The organism is Firmicutes bacterium HGW-Firmicutes-1, from assembly GCA_002841625.1.
Classification (GTDB): domain Bacteria; phylum Bacillota; class Clostridia; order Lachnospirales; family Vallitaleaceae; genus HGW-1.
On record PHAG01000014.1, the window covers coordinates 104419 to 125994 of the forward strand.

General features: G+C 33.9%; 16 protein-coding genes and 4 tRNA genes. 1 reads left to right on the plus strand and 19 read right to left on the minus strand.

Features of this window, described 5'->3' with window-relative positions; translation table 11 throughout:
- Positions 1–19 precede the first annotated feature (19 nt).
- A complete protein-coding gene (locus CVU84_15910; protein PKM93467.1) occupies positions 20–577 on the minus strand; it encodes a hypothetical protein in 558 nt (185 codons plus the stop codon).
- Between the two features lie 164 nt (positions 578–741).
- Between CVU84_15910 and CVU84_15915 the strand changes: the two genes are divergently transcribed.
- On the plus strand, positions 742–4392 hold the full coding sequence (locus tag CVU84_15915) for a methionine synthase (GenBank protein PKM93468.1): 3651 nt from the start codon (positions 742–744) through the stop codon (positions 4390–4392).
- Positions 4393–4626: 234 nt separating this feature from the next.
- Here the strand turns inward: CVU84_15915 and CVU84_15920 are convergent, their stop codons facing one another.
- The 18 genes from CVU84_15920 to CVU84_16005 all read right to left on the minus strand — a co-directional run bounded on the left by CVU84_15920 (position 4627) and on the right by CVU84_16005 (position 21387).
- Complete coding sequence (locus tag CVU84_15920; GenBank protein PKM93469.1) at positions 4627–6075, minus strand: FAD/NAD(P)-binding oxidoreductase; 1449 nt, start codon at positions 6073–6075, stop codon at positions 4627–4629.
- Between the two features lie 405 nt (positions 6076–6480).
- The gene (locus CVU84_15925; protein ID PKM93470.1) at positions 6481–6786 is read right to left on the minus strand and encodes an AzlD domain-containing protein; all 306 of its coding nucleotides are present in this window, start codon (positions 6784–6786) and stop codon (positions 6481–6483) included.
- A complete protein-coding gene (locus tag CVU84_15930) occupies positions 6783–7403 on the minus strand; it encodes an autotransporter (GenBank protein PKM93486.1) in 621 nt (206 codons plus the stop codon). Before CVU84_15930 ends, CVU84_15925 begins: the two co-directional genes overlap by 4 nt.
- Positions 7404–7541: 138 nt before the next feature.
- Complete coding sequence (locus CVU84_15935) at positions 7542–8729, minus strand: aminotransferase (protein PKM93471.1); 1188 nt, start codon at positions 8727–8729, stop codon at positions 7542–7544.
- A gap of 53 nt (positions 8730–8782) precedes the next feature.
- Entirely contained in the window at positions 8783–10297 is a 1515-nt protein-coding gene (locus tag CVU84_15940) for a PLP-dependent aminotransferase family protein (protein ID PKM93472.1), read from the minus strand.
- Between the two features lie 274 nt (positions 10298–10571).
- On the minus strand, positions 10572–12389 hold the full coding sequence (locus tag CVU84_15945; protein PKM93473.1) for a hypothetical protein: 1818 nt from the start codon (positions 12387–12389) through the stop codon (positions 10572–10574).
- A gap of 224 nt (positions 12390–12613) precedes the next feature.
- Entirely contained in the window at positions 12614–14080 is a 1467-nt protein-coding gene (locus CVU84_15950; GenBank protein ID PKM93474.1) for a glutamate--tRNA ligase, read from the minus strand.
- A 30-nt stretch (positions 14081–14110) separates the two neighbouring features.
- Positions 14111–15247, minus strand: a complete 1137-nt coding sequence (locus CVU84_15955; GenBank protein PKM93475.1) for a hypothetical protein — start codon at positions 15245–15247, stop codon at positions 14111–14113.
- The gene (locus tag CVU84_15960) at positions 15204–16151 is read right to left on the minus strand and encodes a hypothetical protein (protein ID PKM93476.1); all 948 of its coding nucleotides are present in this window, start codon (positions 16149–16151) and stop codon (positions 15204–15206) included. Before CVU84_15960 ends, CVU84_15955 begins: the two co-directional genes overlap by 44 nt.
- Positions 16152–16156: 5 nt before the next feature.
- On the minus strand, positions 16157–16630 hold the full coding sequence (locus CVU84_15965; GenBank protein ID PKM93477.1) for a 2-C-methyl-D-erythritol 2,4-cyclodiphosphate synthase: 474 nt from the start codon (positions 16628–16630) through the stop codon (positions 16157–16159).
- 158 nt (positions 16631–16788) lie between these two features.
- Complete coding sequence (locus tag CVU84_15970) at positions 16789–17883, minus strand: spore gernimation protein (protein ID PKM93478.1); 1095 nt, start codon at positions 17881–17883, stop codon at positions 16789–16791.
- Positions 17884–17890: 7 nt separating this feature from the next.
- Positions 17891–18097: a hypothetical protein gene (locus tag CVU84_15975; GenBank protein PKM93479.1), complete on the minus strand. Its 207-nt coding sequence runs from the start codon at positions 18095–18097 to the stop codon at positions 17891–17893.
- Positions 18098–18100: 3 nt separating this feature from the next.
- On the minus strand, positions 18101–19258 hold the full coding sequence (locus tag CVU84_15980; protein PKM93480.1) for a hypothetical protein: 1158 nt from the start codon (positions 19256–19258) through the stop codon (positions 18101–18103).
- Between the two features lie 4 nt (positions 19259–19262).
- Complete coding sequence (locus tag CVU84_15985) at positions 19263–20789, minus strand: spore germination protein (GenBank protein ID PKM93481.1); 1527 nt, start codon at positions 20787–20789, stop codon at positions 19263–19265.
- Between the two features lie 159 nt (positions 20790–20948).
- Positions 20949–21025 (minus strand) — tRNA-Met (locus CVU84_15990).
- A 60-nt stretch (positions 21026–21085) separates the two neighbouring features.
- A tRNA-Val gene (locus CVU84_15995) sits at positions 21086–21158 on the minus strand.
- 71 nt (positions 21159–21229) lie between these two features.
- Positions 21230–21303, minus strand: a tRNA-Asp gene (locus tag CVU84_16000).
- A gap of 11 nt (positions 21304–21314) precedes the next feature.
- Positions 21315–21387 (minus strand) — tRNA-Trp (locus CVU84_16005).
- Positions 21388–21576 lie beyond the last annotated feature (189 nt).

A 21576-nucleotide genomic window follows, 5' to 3' on the forward strand; every position in this document is an offset into this window, starting at 1 on the left:
CAATAACAATATCCGGTTACTAATTCAAATTTTCCACAACCTTCAAGCCTGCAGCAGTTAATATTTCTTTACCCGCAATATCATTTGAATCTCCAACAGCGACAGTAATATAGTAGTCTCCACTAATAATATGAAGTCCTGGTGGTGCTAGAAACGCTTCATCTCCAATGCCTTCTACAAAGGTGACCCCCGTAAGGTTTTCCTTCAATGTAGTATAGATAGATAATGGTGTATTACCATTGTCTGGCATAAATGCTAATTGAGTAAGACCAACCTGCAAGTACTTTGTTGAATCCTCATCCGTTGCGTTATAAAAACATAATTTAAGTCCAACAACTTCCTGCTCACTTAATTCAGCAGCATTAACCGGTTCCCCTAGTAGCTCTTCTGCTTCTTCTTTGGAAATCAAATCTTTGGCTTCAATGATTACTTTTGAGTTATTACCCTTTTTTTTAGTTTGTTCTTCTTGTTGAATATCCTTTGAATCTCCATCGTTTTCACTTGAGTCTTTAGCACACCCTGCAAGTAGAATTACGAAAATCATAATACTAAGAATCATCATTAACTTTCTTCTCAAAATAGCACCTCCATGCCCATCCCATTTACTTGTTATTATATTACAATTTAAATCAAATGGTTTACTAATTTATTCTATTATACTACTAAAATTACAGGGTTGTGTCAAGTAAGCATTCAGTGTATACTATTACATATTAACTTATTAAAGAAGAAGGTGAACCAATGAATTCTGAGCAATTTAAAGCCCTACTCCAAGAAAAAATTATGATTTTAGATGGTGCCATGGGTACTGAAATACAAAATTTCAAGCTTACTGAAGACCATTATAGAGGACAACTTCTCGTTGACCATACACACAAATTAAAAGGTAATAACGACATTCTTGTCTTAACAATGCCTGAAGTCATTGAACAAATTCATTTAAGCTATTTAGAGGCTGGTTCTGACATTATAGAAACGAATACTTTCAATGCAACTAGCATATCTCAAAGCGATTATGGCACTGAACATTTCATATATGAAATGAATAAGTGTGCAGCAGAGCTTGCTAAAAAATGTGCCAATAAATATACTGCCCTTGATCCTTCAAAACCAAGATTGGTTGCAGGCTCCATTGGTCCAACGAGTAAAACTGCTTCTATTTCCCCTGATGTTGAAAATCCTGGATTTAGAAATGTTAGCTTTGATGAGCTTCAACTGTCTTACGAAGAACAAATAAAAGGATTGTTAGATGGTGGCGTGGATCTATTACTAATAGAAACGATTATCGATACCTTAAATGCAAGAGCAGCCCTTGTTGCGGCAGAGAAAGCATTCCAGTTAAACGGGAAAAATATCCCTATTATGATTTCAGGTACACTTACAGACAAAAGCGGACGAACTTTATCTGGTCAAACCTTATCAGCTTTTGTAACTTCAATGAATAGCGAACATATCATAAGCTTCGGACTTAACTGTTCCTTTGGTGCAAAGGATTTAATCCCCTATATAAAAGATTTATCAAAAATAACCAACAAGTTTATCAGTGTACATCCGAATGCTGGACTTCCAAATCAAATGGGTGAATATGATGAATTGCCTAACGAAACAGCTGAATTATTAGCAGCTCTAATAGACAATGAAGTACTCAACATTGTAGGTGGATGTTGTGGCACAACACCTGGCCATATAACGGCTATTTATAACCAGACAAAGAGAAAAGCTCCGAGAAGATTACCCCCCGTACAAAAGGAAACTGTTTTAGCCGGTCTAGAAACACTTAAAATTAGCAAGTCTTCTAATTTTGTTAATATCGGCGAACGCACCAATGTTGCAGGTTCCATAAAATTTGCTAGATTAATTCGTGAAAAGAAATACGAGGAAGCATTAAGTATCGCTAAAGACCAAGTGGAAAATGGGGCTCAAATTATTGATTTAAACTTCGATGACGGTTTATTAGATGGCAAAGAAGAAATGGATATATTTTCAAAACTAATTGGATCTGAACCAGAAATATCAAGGGTACCAGTCATGATTGACTCCTCTAAATGGGAAGTTATTGTTACAGGTCTAAAAGCTATACAAGGAAAAGCCATTGTAAACTCAATCAGCATGAAAAATGGTGAAGAAGAATTCTTAAAACAAGCAGCTTATATTAAAAGTTTCGGAGCAGCTGTTGTAGTTATGGCCTTTGATGAGCAAGGCCAAGCAGCTAGTTATGAAAGAAAGATAACAATCGCTGAAAGGGCTTACAACCTACTCGTTAAGAAAGTACAATTCCCCCCAGAGGACATTATATTTGATGTTAATGTACTCGCAGTCGCTACTGGAATAAAAGAACATAATAACTATGGTGTTGATTTTATACGTGCTGTTAAATGGATTAAAGAAAACCTTCCATATGCAAAAACGAGTGGCGGTTTAAGTAATCTTTCCTTTTCCTTCAGAGGAAACAATGTAATTAGAGAAGCAATGCACTCTGCTTTCTTATATCATGCAATTAAAGATGGCCTAGATATGGCAATATTAAATCCTGGCATGATTCAGATATATGATGATATCAATCCCGAGCTTCTGTCTTTAGTCGAAGCTGTCATATTAAACAAAAGTGATGATGCGACTGATATGTTGCTTGAATATGCTAGTACCGTAACAGAAAGTACAACTGAGAAAAAGTCTACCAAAAGCGAATGGCGTTTAACAGGATATATGGAACGACTAAGGATATCCATGATAAGAGGTATTACTGAATATCTAGAAGAAGACTTGGAAGAAGCTAGAAATGCTTTGCCAGCAGCGATTGATATTATCGAAGGTCCTCTTATGGATGGTATGAAAGCCGTTGGTGTTCTTTTTGGAGAAGGTAAAATGTTTTTACCCCAAGTTGTAAAAAGTGCTAGAGTTATGAAAAAGGCTGTCTCTTTTCTACTACCTTATATTGAAGAAGAGAATATCAATTCACCTAATAATAGTGCTGGAAAAATATTAATTGCAACTGTGAAAGGTGATGTTCATGACATTGGAAAAAACATTGTTAGTGTTGTTCTTCAATGCAATAACTTTGAAGTAATAGATTTGGGAATTATGGTTGATCCTGATCTCATTATTCAAACTGCTTTAAAAGAAAAAGTAGATATTATTGGGCTTAGCGGCTTAATTACCCCCTCTTTAGATGAAATGGTAACAGTCGCGAAAATGATGGAAGAAAACAAGCTTAGCATTCCTCTTATGATAGGTGGTGCAACAACCTCCAAGCTTCATACTGGTCTAAAAATCACTTCTCATTACTCAGGTCCAGTCATTCATACAACCGATGCTACAAAAGCTGTAGAAGGAGCTAAGCTATTATTAGATCAACAAAAAAAAGCTGCTTATATTGAAGAAACTTATGCTGAGTACGATAAGGTGGCTCAATTATCACAGACCTATAGAAGCAAATTAGTTAGCCTAGTAGAAGCCCGAAAAAATAAGCAACCAATCGATTGGAAACAGATAAACGTTCAAAAGCCCTCCTTTATTGGAACTAAAGTAGTAGATAATATCACTGTTGAAGATTTAATACCTTATATAGATTGGAGCTTTTTCTTCAGTGCATGGGAACTAAAGAAAGCTTATCCTGCAATATTAAATGATGCTAGACTCGGTGAAGAAGCTACTAAATTATATAATGATGCAACCCAGATGTTGAAGTCGATGGCTAAATCTAGCGAGCTAAAATGTAAAGGTGTTTTAAGCATCTATCCTGCCTATTCCATAAATGAAGATATTTATGTAATACATGACAATCAAAAAACAGTATTTCCTACTTTTAGGCAACAAAAAACGAGTAGTGATTACCTTTCTCTAGCAGACTTTATAGCCCCGTTAGATTCTGGCATTACTGATTACATTGGATGCTTTGCGGTAACCGCCGGAATAGGTGTGAATGAAATAATTTCAAAATATACAATTGATGATGATGATTACAATGCTTTGTTAGTAAAATCTTTATCAGATCGTTTGGCTGAGGCCTTTGCAGAAAAGCTACATGAAATGGTTAGACAAGACATATGGGGCTATGCTAATAATGAAAACCTTACAACTGAAGAATTGTTAAAAGCAAAATATCAAGGTATTCGCCCCGCTTTTGGCTATCCTTCCTTAATAGATCATTCAGAAAAAGCAAAACTATTTGATCTATTAGAAGCAGAAAAAAATGCAGAAATTTCTCTCACAGAATCCTTTATGATGAAACCTGCCTCTAGTGTATGTGGTTTATACTTTGCAAATGATGTATCTAAATACTTTGATTTGTATTATATTGGCAAAGATCAAATTATTGATTACGCAAGCAGAAAAGGTGTCTCTGTCGAAGAAGTAGAAAAATTAATTAGTACTAGAAAATCGGCTACGTAGATATTAAAATTCGATTGATATATGCCGCTTTTCTAAGTGCTTCTGTAAAACATTCATAATAACCTGAAAATCGGCTAAGTAGATATTAGCGTTTGATAGACATATGCCGCTTTTCATAGTGCTTCTGCAAAACATTCATAATAACCTGAAAATCGGCTAAGTAGATCCAGAAAATATTTTAGGGACAGCTCTCACTAATCAAAGTGTGCGCTGTCCCTTATCATTATAATCTATTTAATCTAATTTTTTCCAGAAGGTTCTGTCTTCTCTATGAGGTAAGATTGATGAACCTTTCCCTCTAGGTGTGACATCCTCAACCTTCATATTCTGTTCTCTTGCAATTACATTTGCAACTCGAGGTCCACAAAATTTACCTTGGCAGAGTCCCATACCTGCCCTCGTTCTTCTCTTAATTGCATCTAAAGAATCAATATCGATGCCCCTATGAATTGCATCAATAATTTCTGCTTCTGTTACTTTTTCACATCTGCATATGATGTTTTTGTCAGGTGTTGGAGCATCAATGAAACCATCAAAATTTTCACCTTTTTTTATTATAATTGCTTTTCTATATGGATTAAAATCAGGTTTATCCAGTAACTCAACACCCATACCTTTAATGATGCCAATTACATATTTACCAATCGCAGGTGAGGAGGTAAGTCCTGGTGACTCAATACCTGCAACATTGATAAAGCCCTTAACTTCACTTTCTTCGATAATAAAATCTTTTTTATCTGAGGTCGCACGTATACCCGAAAATGAAGTAAGTGTTGTCTTCAAATCAAAATCTGGAACAGATAATCTTGCTGTATCTACAATATAATCAAGGGCTTCTAGCGTAGTTCCAATATCATCCTTACTACCAACTTCTTGCGCATTTGGACCAAGCATCAAGTTACCATGATAGGTTCTTGTAACCAATATACCTTTCCCATTTTTTGAAGGTGTTTGGAAAAGAACATTGTTTGCTAAATAACCTTGATCTTTATTTAGAAGTACATATTCACCTCGTCTTGGTGTGATTTTAAAATGATCAACCCCAACCATTCCTGCAACCTTATCACTATAAACACCCGCACAATTAATAACATATTTACTACTATACTCATCATTATTTGTAACAACCTTAAAGCCACCTTCTACTTGCTCAATCGATAGAACCTCTGATTTTAGCTTTAACTCAACTCCATTTGAAATTGCATTTTCAGCTAGTGCAATTGTCAACTCATAGGGTGATGTTAGCCCTGATGAAGGACAATAAAGCGCTTTCAGTACATTCTTGTTCACATATGGTTCCATTTCAATAATTTTATCTGCATCAATAATCTCTAAATCATCGACACCATTTTTCTTTCCGTTTTCATAGAGCTCACCAAGCACTTCAATTTCTTCCTCAGAAAAAGCTAGTACTAAACTTCCTCTTTGTTCATAACCAAAATTTAATTCTTCATTAAGCTTTGGATACATTAAATTACCTTCACGACAGAGCTTACTTTTCAAGCTACCATGCTTATCATCAAAGCCACCATGGACAATGGCACTATTTCCTTTTGTTGCACCACAGCTCACATCATTTTCCTTGTCTATAAGCAGTACTTCTACTTGATACCTTGATAATTCTCTGGAAATTGTTGAACCAATAACACCCGCACCGATAATTATAAAATCATATTTTTTCATATTACAAACCTCCTCGCGTACTCACTTTTTTGTCACAAATCAAATTATGAAGTTCTATTCATAATACATTATTACTAAGTAACTATTATTATATAACATTGACAAGAAAATTGCGATAGCGAGTGAGAAATATTGGGCAATAATTAAATACAGAAAGCCCTATTTATGAAATCGGGCTAAGACTGTCGACAAAAGCATTTTTTCTGATAGGTGTATGCATTATTGGCAGTAAGTGTTCATTTTTCTGGCCTTACCCTTCGGCCGGTCAGGCGAAAAATGCTTTTATCTCTGTTTCGTAATTGATCATTAATTAAATTCTCAACAACCTGAGCCCCATTTATGATATGGGACTTCGGATATGTAAAATTATTTATATTAAAAGCAGAGCTAGTGGTCCTCAAATATTTATCTGATAGTTAACATAATGAATGTTGCCACAATCGCTGCGATTACTGATAGTACCATGCCACCTTTAAACCAAGCAACTACACCGGCAACGCCTAAACCTACAATCGAAATCAGTAAATCATGATTACCTGATTGCATAATACCCCTAACAATGAGAGCACTTAAAGCTGTATAAGGAATATAGAGTAGAAATTTTTTTATTTTAGGATGTAGTGGCCTTTCTGATAAAGTAATAAGTGGTAATAGTCTAGGTATATAAGTAACCGCCATCATACCTAAAATAAGTGGTAAATAACTTTTCATGCCGTATCCTCCTCATCCTTTATTATAAATAGTCCAACACCTGAAGATAAAATAATCGTACCAATTAAATCCCATCCTAATGGAAGTAAGTGAAAATAATATATGGTAAAATATATTAGCCCTGAAACAACTGATAACATAAGAACATTAAGTGATTTTCTTATTTCCGGCATTAATATTGCAGCAAACATAGCATATAACCCGATACCTAAGCTGCTTTGTACCGTTATTGGTAATATTGCACCCACTAGATATCCAACAACCGAACCGCTCACCCATGCTATATACGATAAGCCATTAAGTACTAATAAAAAGGTTCTGGTAAGAGGTCCATTTTTTAATGATGCTACTGCAAAGGTTTCATCTGTTATTCCAAATGCAATAAAAAGCAACCATCTTTTCTTGTTTTCTTTTATTCTTACTGATAAAGATGCACTCATCATGATATGTCTTAAATTAAGTAATAGCGTTGCAATTATAATATCACCAGTTGCTATTCCCGCTTTGATAAGATCTAATGCCATAAATTGACTTGCACCCGCAAATACAAGAAATGAAAACAAGAAACAATCCAGTAGAGATATATTTACTGTTTTAGCAAGCAATCCAAAAGCCATAGCTATTGGGAAAAACCCAATTATAATTGGTACTGCTGATATAACTCCATCTTTAAAACAATTACTTTTGCTTTGTTCAAGATCTTCCAATACCTTTTACCTCCATTCGTTATATTACTTTTCTATCGAACTAATCTATCAGTTCACCGTATCTCTCAATATCCTCGCCAATCTTTTGAGACCTTCAACCAATTGTGTCTCATTTGCATTAGAAAAATTTAATCTAAATGTGTTTTGTCCTCCACCATTTGGAAAAAACGAATGTCCTGGTACAAAAGCAACCCCATTTTCTAAGCACTCTTTAAGCACCTTCTTTGAATCCATTGTTTTTGGCCCCTCTACCCAAGTAAATAACCCACCCTCTGGGATGGTAAAGCACATATAATCTGGAAACTCTGTCTTCATCGTATTGATTGCCAAATCTCTTCTTCTCTTATAAACCTTCTTAATCTTTTCAATATGTTCATCTAAATCATATAACTCCATATACTTACTTATCTCTCGTTGACTTATGTTAGATGTATGTAAATCTGTACTTTGTTTAATCAACACAAATTTATCAATAATATCCTTTTCTGCAGCTATCCATCCTATTCTCAGTCCAGGGCAAAATATTTTTGAAAAGGTTCCAAGGGTAATTACAAGACCCGCAGTATCAAGGGCTTTTAGAGATGGCATAATTACATCCTTAAAGGTTAATTCTCCATAAGGGTTATCTTCAATAACAGGAATACTGTATTTATTGATAACTTCTATAAATGCTTTCCTACGCTCAATACTCCAGCTTCTACCTGTAGGGTTTTGAAAATCCGGAATAACATAAATAAATTTAATTCTTTCTCCAGACATTAACACCTTCTCAAGGGCTTTTATGTCCATGCCTTCTGCATCTGTTTCTACTTCAATAAATTCACAATTGTAAGCTTTAAAGGCATTGATTGCTCCTAGATAAGTCGGATTCTCACAGACAACAATATCTCCCTCATCTAAAAACAATTTACCTGACATATCTAGTGCTTGTTGAGAACCACTCACAATCTGTATTTCTTCCATGTTTATTTTGGTTCCTACTTTTTCATTCATCCTATTTGCAATTTGTACTCTTAACGCATCTAATCCTTCTGTGGTAGTATATTGAAGTGCCTGGCTTCCACTTTCTTCAAGAACCTTCCTAGATACGACCTTCATTTCCTCCACTGGAAATAATTCTGGAGCTGGGAGACCTCCAGCAAATGAGATTATGTCTTTATTTTCTGTGATCTTAAGTATCTCCCTTATTTCTGAAGCCTTCATATTATTCATCCGATTTGCATAATTTCTAACCATACTTATTCTCCTCCTAATCGAATTATTCAATATTACACAACCTTCCCCTTCGGTTAAAACATTGGATTTACCTCAACCTTATTATCACTAGATAAACGATTTGTCACCTCTAATGATTCCTCAACTACCTTCATTAATATTTGAACGCCTCTCTTTATTTCATCAATCGATGGAAAAGAAAAATTCAGTCTAATAAAATTTTGCCCCTGCTTACTAGTAAAAAAGGCTTCTCCAGGTACGTAAGTAACACCCGCATCAATAGCTCTCATCCAAAGGCTTCTAGTATTTATTGTCTCTGGAATCTCACACCAAATATAAAAGCCACCTTCTGGAACAGTCCACCTAACGCCCTCTGGAGCGTATTTGTTTAACATACTTATCATAATATCTCTTCTATTTCGATACACCTTAATCACATTTGATAGATGATGCTCTAATTTACTCATATTTAAATAATCTAATATTAGCCTTTGTCCTAAACTATTCGCATGAAGATCCATTAACTGCTTTTTCATTGATAATTGTTTGATCACTGTTATTGGTGCACACAACCATCCAATTCGAAGTCCTGGAAATAAGCACTTAGAAAAAGTATTCAGATATAATACATTTCCCTTTTTATCTAATGTCTTAAGCGAAGGTATCTCATCTCCCTCATATCGAAGTTCAGAATATGCATCATCTTCTATAATTGGTACTTGATAAGCATAAGACAATTCCAATAGTTTAAGACGGTGAGCAAGATCCATTACTCTTCCTGATGGATTTTGAAAGGTAGGCATAGAATAAATAAATTTAGGTTTATGCTTAATAATCAATGTTTCTAATATATCCATCCGTATGCCTTCATTATGGACTGGAACTCCAATCACCTTTGCTCCTACTGCCTTAAATATTTGAATAGCTCCAAGATAAGTTGGCTCTTCAACAATAACGGTATCCCCTACATCCAAATAATTCCTAGCTAACAAATCAAGCCCTTGTTGAGAACCTGACAATACCATAACTTCCTCAGGAACTTTATTTATTCGTTTTCTTTCCATAAGCTTACATATTGCTTCCCTAAATGAATATAATCCTTCTACTGGTGTATGCAAAAATGGTTCATACGTATGTTCATGAAATATACTTGCTATTGCTTCAAAGCTCTCTATAGGATAAAGCTCTGGAGCAGCGATACCTGCCGCAAATGATATCAACTTATCTTTCGAATTCCCCTTCATCATATCAATGATCGAAGTGTCTTGTGACCTTAATGCCTCCTGACTCAGCATATGCTGCCAAGAAATAGGAAAGCTTTGTTGCACCTCATCTTTCCCCACATCATTCAATACCGGCATAACCTGAGTCCCTTGCCCAATATGGGAATCAATCAAACCCTCAGCTTTCAATTCTCTATAAGCATTCAGCACGGTACTTCTATTTACCCCAAGCTCCTCCGCCAACTTTCTTTCCGAGGGCAATAACTCAAAAGGTTCTAATTCCCTGGAATAAATCATCCTTTTTATTTCCCCTTTAATCTGAACATATATAGGTGCTTTATTCTTCTTATCAATAGTAATCTTCATTGAAATCTCCTTCCTAGCACTTCAGCCAATCAGCACATTGGCACCATCCAATTCATTGTTATTAATAGTATATTCATAAATTTCCTCCTAGTCAACCACCAATTCAAGCAAATTAACACCATCCAATTATACCATGTAGTTATTTCCTACACATATTAATCATAAATAAATCACTAGCCTGTTCTGTTCTTTCACTAGTCCAAAATATATATGCATAACCCTTCAACAAAAAAAAATAGACCAGTCAACAAAAACCTGATCTATCAATTTCTTTTTATTTTAATATGCCTTTCAATGCTTCAATTTCTTCATCCATCTGCTCAACATAAGTCCCATCAGATCCTATTTCAAACAAATAGTCATATCGATACAGTATAAAACCCTCATAATGTTCCTTCTTCCTTGCATCTCGTATCATTGTTTGAAGAAGCTTTTCAGATTCTATCCATTCGAGCTTTCCAATTCCAGCCCATTTATCTTCTCTTCCAATTTTATATGCAGCTATTCCAATATAAAGCTTTACACTATCATTCTTAATAATCTTATCCCATTTATCAATATACTCACTATACGGATATTTATTATGGTTATAGCCAAAATATACCTGTGGACATATATAGTCTATATACCCTGTGTTCGCTACCCACTTTTCAACATCAATAAATTGTTGATCATAATTAGCGACGAAGCTAGCTTGAGGACTTATTCCAAATTGCACCTCGGGATTATGTTCCTTTATCGCACTATATACAGCTCTCACAAGAAGATTCACATTTTCTCTTCTCCAATCCTGTTGCGATAATAGCCCTCCAGCCGTTTTATACTGATCGAAATCTACACGATCATAAGTTAAATCCGTGCTCGGATAAAAATAATCATCAAAATGAATACCATCAATATTATATTTGTTAACCAGTTCAATTACACCTTGCGTAATCATCGTTCTTACATCCTGGCTTGCAGGATTATAGAAGGTTCCTTCATTGATTTGAATAACACGATTACTACCATCAGATAGCCAAGGCAATGCTTTATTATCTGCACTTATTTCAACCTTAGAATCTGGTAATCGTATTCTAAACGGATTAATCCAAGCTTCAATTTTTAATCCCTGCTTATGTGCTTCATCTACCATGATTTGAAATGGATCAAAATCAGGTGCCACACCTTCAGTTCCAGTTACAATATAGGACCATGGATAATATTCAGAAGCATATATGGCATCAGAAAAGGGTCTTACTTGAATAAATACAGTATTGAGACCTATTCCTTTTAAGTTTTCGTAATATGTATTCATTGCCTGTTGAAAGCTTTCAACACTTTTATTTGCCGCAAACATTTTTTGCAACTCCAAATATGTAATCCAAACACCTTTCATTTCATCATTACCAGTAATATTATTTGCCTTGGCAAGAACTTCATCTATTTGTCTTGCATTATCAAGCTTATTCCGGGAAATGGCATATTGATCTAGTAAATTTTGCAAAAGCACCTTACTCTCGCCCATCATACTTGTAAAAAGACTCTTATATGATATTTTAACCATCTCATCTCTTAGTAGTGCCTTTTTTGCTGATGGCATGAGGGTCGTTAATTCTTGTTGATCTAACAATCCAACAGTAATTGAATACTCTAGTGAGGTATCCCATTTGTAAAGGCCATCTTGATCATGATATCCCAATGCTCTAAGAATCATTGTTGTATATTCATTTCCAGTGATTTGATTGTTGGAACCATAACTTTTTGCGCTGATCCCCTTAGTTAAGCCCTTAGAATATAAATAATTTATGTATGGATTGGCCCAAGTTGGTACGTCTGTAAAGGGATGTACCGTCTTTACATAATCTTGTACAGCTTGTATTTCTGCGCCCAGTAGCCTTACTAACATCACTGCTGCCTCTGCACGAGTAGAGGTTTTTGTTAATTCAAATCCATTCTCAGTGCCTATAAATAAGCCTAATGCCTTTAAAGTATCTGCATTTTCAGTATATTGTGCTTCATTAGCTACTGTTGTGGTAGCGAAGCTAATTGCAATGATGCAGATCATAACAATTGAAGCTAGGACACTTTTTAAGTACCGTATTTTCATCATATTTTTTTCTCCTTAACCATAAATGTATTCAATGGTTTCTATATAGAAGTATGTCTATTGTATCATAAGTATGTTTCGTATTTCCATGGGATATATATCCTTGTTTACTTTATACTAAATAGTCTACAACCTAGACAGTAAAATCAATTTCATGCTTAGTAAAGTCCTTCAGACTCTAGGAAAAATAAAAAACCTGAGAAGAGTGTATCTTCTCAGGTACCTATCTAACTACTTTTTAGTTGCTCAATTCCATCTTTTATTCTTTTTATTGATTCTTCTTTTCCGAGAATATCTGCGATATCAAATGCGCCTCCAGGAGTTGAAGCTTTTCCTGAAAGAACTGTTCTAAGTGGCCAAAGCATAAGACCATTTTTCATACCTTGTTCGCTTACATATCCTAGTACTAACTCGTGCAATGCATCAATAGTCCAGTCTTCATGGGCTTCTAATAAGGGAAGTATTTTTTCTAAGCTCTCTAAAGAATTTTCCGGATTCGTTTTCATCTTTTTATGATTATATAGTTCAATATCATATTGTGGAATCGCTTCAAAGAAATCAATTTGTTCAGGAATTTCATTTAAAACTTCTATTCTTGATTGTGCCAAGGCAATGATTTTCTCTAAGCTTAAGGTATCCTTTTTAATTACTTTCTTTGCCTCAGGTAATGCAAGCTTATAAAAATCCTCGAAAGGCATATTCTTAATGTATTCTCCATTCATCCAGCGAAACTTTTTCATATCGAAAACAGCAGGCGATTTATTAATGTTCTTGTAATCAAATCGCTCTATCAGTTCCTTAAGAGAAAAGATTTCTTCATTCGTACCAGGACTCCAGCCAAGCAAGGCAACATAATTTACAATCGCTTCCGTAAGAAACCCTTGCTCTAGTAAATCTTCATAAGAGGAATGTCCACTCCTTTTACTAAGCTTTTGATGCTCCTCATTGGTTATAAGTGGACAGTGAACATAAACAGGAACATCCCATCCAAAGGCTTCATATAATCGATTATATTTAGGCGAGGAGGCCAAATATTCATTACCCCTTACTATGTGCGTAATACGCATTAAATGATCATCAACTACATTTGCGAAATTATAGGTTGGAAAACCATCTGATTTCATAAGAATCATATCATCTAATTCACTATTATCAACTGTTATTTCTCCATAGATATCATCTGAAAAAGTTGTCTTCCCCTCGATTGGATTGTTTTGTCTAATAACAAAAGGCAGATTATTAGATAAGTTATCTTCTATTTCTTTCTTTGACAAACTAAGGCAGTGCTTGTCATATTTAAAAGCTTCTTTATCATTTTCAAGATTTGTTTTTAGTCCTTCAAGTCGTTCCTTCGAGCAGAAGCAGTAGTATGCTTCACCTTTTTCAACCAAGGACTTCGCATATTTCAAGTAAATTCCTTGTTCATTTCTTTCACTTTGAACATAAGGACCTACACCACCATCCCTATCTGGACCTTCATCGTGCATCAAACCTGTATCCTTTAAGGTTCTATAGATGATTTCTAAAGCACCTTCTACAAATCTCTCTTGATCCGTATCTTCAATACGAAGAAGGAAATCTCCTCCTTCATGCTTTGTTATCAAATAAGCATATAATGCTGTTCTTAAGTTTCCTACATGCATTCTTCCTGTAGGACTTGGTGCAAATCTGGTTCTAATTTTTTTGTTATCCATTTTCTTCACTCCGGATTTTATTTTATTCTTTTATACGTATTCATTAAAAAAATTATTTGATGTTATATCTTTAAAAATGTTTATATCTTTAAAAACATTTTTTATACTTTCAATAAGACCATAAATTTCTGTAGCCTTCCTATATCCAAAGGATAATTGTGTTAATAGCTTAATATCTAGCTCTATATCAAAATCCGAAGTATCTTCTTTTGTTACTTCTCCATTATTGATGTGAAAAACAAAATTATTTGCTTCTATTAATGAATCCGTAATCTTCATTCTGATATCATTTATAAACATAAAACAATTGGCTTTTAAAAAAGTTTCAACATTAATGATTCTAGCCATCATAAAAGGCTTTAGTATAATTATATTCTCCAGAATATTGGGAGTAATATATTTTATTGGTGACTTCATATGATCCATAATAACTACTTTTCCATTCGTAGTCTCTTCTTTTATATAAGATATCATTTCATTTAAGGCCTGCTGTGTATTCGAAACAAATTCTCTTATATGAAGTACTTCATCTTCATAATAAGTCATCATATATCCATCTTCAAACATAACAATATGCCCCTTATCTGTTTGAAGCTCCTTAAATAACTTCTCAAAGGATGAACCGTTTCTTATTGTAGCTAAATTAAATTTCTCAGAAAAAACTTGATAAATATTTACAAGCTCAGGCACATCCTTTAATTCAGCTAATCTACTTTGACATTCAATTTTTTCTATTGTAAAGGTAGAACTATCACATTCAAGCTTTAAGTGATCTTCTATGAAACCAAATCCATATCTTTCATATATCCTTGAATCAATGGGCATTAGTAAGCTAAATACTTCTCCTTCATTGTACAATCTTATGAGGGCTTCTTTCATTAACCTTCCCATATATCCCTTATTTCTGTACTCAACTGCTGTAGCAACCGCAACGATATAGGATACACTATATTCTTTCTGATTAAAATTCACATCAAATGGATTGAGATGAAGCATGGAAGCAATTCTACCATCCGCTTTAATCGCCATGACTCTTTCGGGAATGAATTTTTCTTTGAAATAATAATTGACGAAATCTATAGAATCAGAAAAGGATTGCTCATACAGTTCACGTATTGCAATTTCATCTTCGGCTTTGATTGTAACAAGAATATCCATTAGATTCATCTACCTCTTTTTCAACAATCGAGTACTTTTTAAGAATTTTAATTGGTTCATAGGAAAGCTTCGATTTACGTAAACCTTCAATTCCTAAGTCTTCTTCTCTATTCACTATTTCGACATTTGGAAACTCATTTATTAAAAATAATTGGTTAATTAAAGGGTACATCCCTCTGATCTCATCATTCGCCTTTTCTACGTGTATAACTGCTTCCTTACCATTATTTGTTAAGGTACCTATACTGATAGCTTCTAATTTACCATCAACAAAAATACCTCCGGCCTTAACATCTAACTGTTCTAAATTAGTTATGATTCTGCAGATTGCTGACAGCTCCTCATCTAAGGAATCTGATATTTCATCTTTGTGAATTTTCCAGTTTCTCAGATACTTACAAACATCACTTTTGTCTTCCTTTACTAGCTTCCTGTAAAGATACCTACCTTCATACTCGGAATAAAAAGCATTTAAATGATTTCTCTTTTTTCCATACTTTTTACCGACTAATGTCCGTAACTTCTCTCCATCATATAAGTAATCAAAATAATCACGATTAGCTATAATATCATACTTGTCACCATAATTCTTTTTAACAAAGTCCTTAAAAAGTTTATCAGTAACGTACATACGGAATTTTATACCCTCTTGTTGAAAATATGCTAAGACGTCTTCAAAGGCTTCTTTGAAATATTCTTCCTTACAGAGAGGCATAAGTGTTATAAACTTTCCCTCAATTACTTCACTTAAGATCAGATAATTATCTGTAACTGCATATTGTGTTTGATTATATTTAGCCCATAAAAACATAACGTTAAAATTATATTCACAGCTAAGAATTTCTCTCGCTTTAAAATAGGGCTCTAATTTTTCTTTCACATCTATTGTTAATTCTTTAAACTCTAATGCCATTCCTATTACCCTTTTATCAAGAAACAAATTGCTTGTGCACTAATACCTAATCCTTGCCCCGTAAATCCAAGTCCTTCTTCAGTCGTAGCTTTGATGTTAAGCTGGCTGTGACAAATTTTTAATATTTGACAAATGTTAGTAGTCATAGCATCTACATATGGTGCCATTTTGGGTTTTTGTGCAATGATCGTTGCATCTATGTTTCCTATTTGATACCCTTCTTTTTCAATAATTTCATTCACATATTCTAGTAACTTTAAGCTTGAAATACCTTTATATTTATCATCAGAATCTGGGAAATGTTTTCCAATATCTCCAAGTGCCATGGCACCAATCAGTGCATCCATAATAGCATGAACCAATACATCCGCGTCAGAGTGTCCAAGTAATCCCTTATCAAACGGAATACATACTCCACCTAATATTAATTCTCTATTCTCAACTAACTTATGAACGTCATAACCTATGCCAACCCTCATTTCTTGAATCCTACCTTTTTTGAATTGTAACTATTATACCATATCCTACTGATTTTGCAAAATACAAATCAAATCTACAAATATACTTATTAGTTTAGTTAGGTTTTCATGCCCAAATTCAAAATTAAACAGAGAAAAATAGACCCATTAATATGGGCCTAATCAATTAATTTTTTTCTTTTTATTTTTATTTTGACTTCTGCCGTAATCCATAGCATACATGGAAATATTATTTCAAAAGGAAAAACGTAATAAGGCCATATTTCTCTACCAAACTCAAAGTAATGCATTATGCTATCAAATTCATAGAAACATATATTCAAAATCAATAATGTAATTGGCATAACAATAAATTTATAATCTGCAAAATCAAATAATTTAGTAATCCCTATACAAGTAGCTAATAAAAATGCACTCACTTCAACATAAATACCAATCATAAAAACTATAACTGCTAAAATGTCTAATCTTTGCAGAAAATTGCCAATTCTGATTCTTGAAACAGTGACATATGTTGGAAAGTAATGACCTATATCTTCTCCCAATACCAGTGTGCTTTTAAAAGAAGACATGAACACTATAACCCCCCCAATTAAAATGCCTGAAAAATAAATTTTATACGGAGAATTTTTATCCTTTGAAAAAGCAAAAACAGAAGCCAATCCAACTATATATGCAAAGGGAAACGTAATTGTCAGAAATGTTCCTTTTGCTACCGGCCCTATTCCATCATATAGTATTGGTAAAATGTTTGTGATCTCCATTTTCGGAATCAAAAGTAAAAACACTAATATTTCAATAACAATGGGTATAATAATAAAAAATTCTGCCCACCTTCCCAGCACTTCTAAACCTTGTTTAACACAATAAGTACATGTTAAAGCAAAAACAATTACTATAATAATAAATGGCGTTTCAGGAAACAAAACTGTACTAACAAAAAATCCTATATCTTCTAGAATCAATACAACTGTATGAAAAAAAAACCATGTATATAAAGCAATCAGTGCTTTCCCTAAATATTTTCCAAGACAAATTTCCATAATATCTAATAAATTTTTATTTGGGAAAAGGACATGTAGTCGAGCAAATATTAATACTAGTGGTATCGTGAATACTATCGCTAAAATAATAGCAATCCACAAGTCTTTTTTAGCCTCAAATCCTTCAATAAATATTGATGACTCCCCTATAATAAATAGTATGAGTAAAGAAATAGCCTGTTTATTTGATATTACAACTTGATTTTTCATAGTTACCTCATTTAACTAATGGTGATAATACCTTTTCAATAAAACTAGCTGGTTTAGGAAGATTTACACCCATTACTAAAAGTATAGATATAATGAATGAAATACCTATGATGATGACATACATCCACAATTCTTTTATCTTCTTATCTTTATACAATGGAATTATTTCAATTAAACCAATTACTAAATATACAAATATAATTATTAATACCATAAATCAATCTCCTACTTTTATTGTTTCAAATGAAAGTGCGGATCGTGTTATATTAATTTCCACATTTGGAATAACTTCAATAATTTGATACATTTCATCCCAATTCGATTCAATTTCTTTCCAGTATTTCGGCATTCTTCTCTGTATAGCACTACCAAAATCAAATATATCGGTCGAATCATTTACTTGCGTTTTTTTCACTAAATCTATTATTTGATTTTCAATAATTTCTCCCATATGCTTTGCTACTTTTTCTCGCTTATCCTTCTCAATGTAATTCTCTCTTCCATCTATTTCTCCAATTCCAACATCTAATTTTATATCAATATAAAAGTAGATTTTGTTCTCTTGAATCACTGGTTTCAATTTTGTTTTACTGTTAAATATTTCTAAAGTAATATTAACTTTACCACCATTAGGGGGTTTTTCGCTTAATATTAGTAAACCGCCTTTAAGCTGATTTCTTATTAATAAAGTAATCTTAGATTCATTCTCATTAAGGATATAAACCAATTTATCGTCTTTTAAAACTCCTGTTCCACTTACTTCGATAAACATTTCCTCATTACTTCCCATCGTTGTAACTGTTGGAATTAGACTTGAAGCTGTTTTGACTTTCAACGTTCGAATAAGTTCCGAAAAATCTCCAGACGCAAATTTTGATACATGCTTATCTGATCTAAGGGTTTCATCTAGGTGAAAGGCGATGATTTCGTTAGATTCAATGGATGCAGCCAGTATATCCTTTGCTGTTCTTGACCTTGAAATTACAATCCAAAGATCAGAACGCGTTTCAGCATCACGTTCAGTAAAGTCTATGACCGAAATAATACCTTCCCTAGCAATGTCTTCACTAACTATAAGGATTTTACAATGCCCCCAAAAAACTTTTTCCCCTATCTTCATAATGGCATTTCTAATCGCATCAAAAACAGTTTCACCTTCAGCTTCAACAAGCATTGAAGTTATCGCACCTTTTTCACCACCTGATTGTAAATCAATGATTTCTATTGTAGCAATAATAAGATTTGTTTTTTCATCTCTATCTATTGCTAAACCGGCTGCAATGGCAACCATTTCAATATCCTTATGATTCCAACAGCTTGAAAGCATCATTATGTTAATAAGCAATAGGGATATAGAAATTACTCTTAATCTCATCTTTTCATCTCCTTTTAGGAGTTCTCGAACCAATTCTAGGGTTAGAATTTGTAGAGAATTTAGGCCTATAATGCATTAACCAACGAGGTGCCCTAACTATTGTATCGCTTAAATTATTAGTATCAATAATATTTGTACTCATCATATAAGGTACACCAAAGGATCTAATTGACATTAGATATACAACAGTAACCATAATACATAACATGTAACCATATAATCCTAGTATGGATGCAGCAATTAATAATACGAATCTAATAACAATAATAGCCCCCTTCATTTTAGGTATTAAAAAAGAAGTAATACCAGTTATTGCCATAATAATGATCATAGGAGCACTAATAATCTTTGCCATAACAGCTGCTTCCCCTAAAACTAAGGCCCCTACAATACTAACTGCTTGGCCTACCGCTTGAGGTAATCTTACACCTGCCTCTATCATAATCTCAAAAAAAATCAACATTAAAATTGTTTCTACTATTGTTGGAAACGGAACATCAGATCTTGCAGCAGCAAAGCTTAATAAAAGTGCTGTTGGTATCGTTTCTTTATGAAAAGCTACAACTGCCACATACATGGCAGGTAAACTAGTTGACGCAAATAAAGCTATGATTCTTAATACTCTCGCTATTGAAGAAAATATATAGTTGGTATAATAATCCTCGTTAACTTGAAAATATTCCAAAAAAATAAATGGCACCGTTAAAACAGCTGGAGATCCATCACAGATTAAAACAATTCTTCCCTCAAGTAGTTTTGCTACAGCAACATCTGGTCTTTCAGTATTACCACTCGTCTTAACGATTGAATAGGGCGAATCGCTAATCAACTCTTGTATATACCCTGAATCTAGTATTCCGTCAATTTCTATTTGCTTCAATCGCTTTTCAAATTCTTGAAGGATTTTTTTGCTGGCAACACCTTCTATATAACATAAACTCATTTTTGTTTTTGTTAACGTTCCCACCTCTAACGACTTGAATTTTAAATTTGGACTAGGTATTTTTCTTCGTATGAAGGAAATATTTGTCATTATTGATTCAGTAAAACCCTCTCTAGGTCCTCTAACAACTCTTTCTGTTTCTGGCTCAGTGATTGATCTTTTATCCCAAGCTTTTGTACTTATTATGAGAGCTTCGTCCGCTTCATCAATAAATAGAATGGTATCTCCACGAAGTAATGCGTCTAGAATATCTTCAACTTTTTTAGATTTCTCTACTTCTCTACATTGAATGACTCTATTCATAATGTAATCTATATTCTTTTTTTCACTCGTATCCTGCTCTAACAGATTCTCCATAATTGGCCGAATAATTCTGCCATTAATCGTGTCATCTGAGGACATAGTTTCTACAAAAACGATACAATATATTGGGTCTGAACTGTTGTCTTTATTAAAATACTTATAGTTCACAGTCGTATCTTCATATAAAATCCCTTTTAAAATTCTAATATTGTTTTTTAATGAATTTGTTAGACTTCTATGCATGCCTATTTCTATATCATTAAATATTAATGTCTTTCTTACCACACCTGTCACCTCATCACAAAAAATCCCTTAATATCAACATTATTTGCAGTATTTAAATATTGTATTCATTAAGTATTCGCCATACATCTATACACCGATGCAGTGCTTTATGAAGACGCAAAAAAGGATAGACATTTGTCTATCCTTTTTGCATTTTCTTAGTAGCGGAGAAGGGATTTGAACCCCCGACACCACGGGTATGAACCGTGTGCTCTAGCCAACTGAGCTACTCCGCCATATTTAATTTTTGTAGAGTAAGCTTCCTTACATATAATGTGTAAGATACTCTATAAAAGTGGGCGCAACAGGGCTCGAACCTGTGACCCCCTGCTTGTAAGGCAGGTGCTCTCCCAGCTGAGCTATGCGCCCTCTTACGAGTGGTTTAATCACTTATATATTACAACTATTCATTTTTAAATTCAAGATAAAATTATGATTAACGACCCAGAAGGGACTCGAACCCTCGACCTCAAGCGTGACAGGCTTGCGTTCTAACCAACTGAACCACTGGGCCTTACTAACTAACAGGGGCAGTAGGACTTGAACCCACGACATCCGGTTTTGGAGACCGACGTTCTACCAACTGAACTATACCCCTAAAAACTCATCATAATTTATCTTAAGTGAATGAGAATTAATCTTAGAAGTTTAAAAAGCTATTTATTGTACTTATGTACAAACCAAATTTACACTTATATATTTTAACCCTTACCTATTCAAATAACAAACAATGTTAGTGAATCATCTTGGTCAAGCCCTCGACCTATTAGTACTAATCAGCTGAACA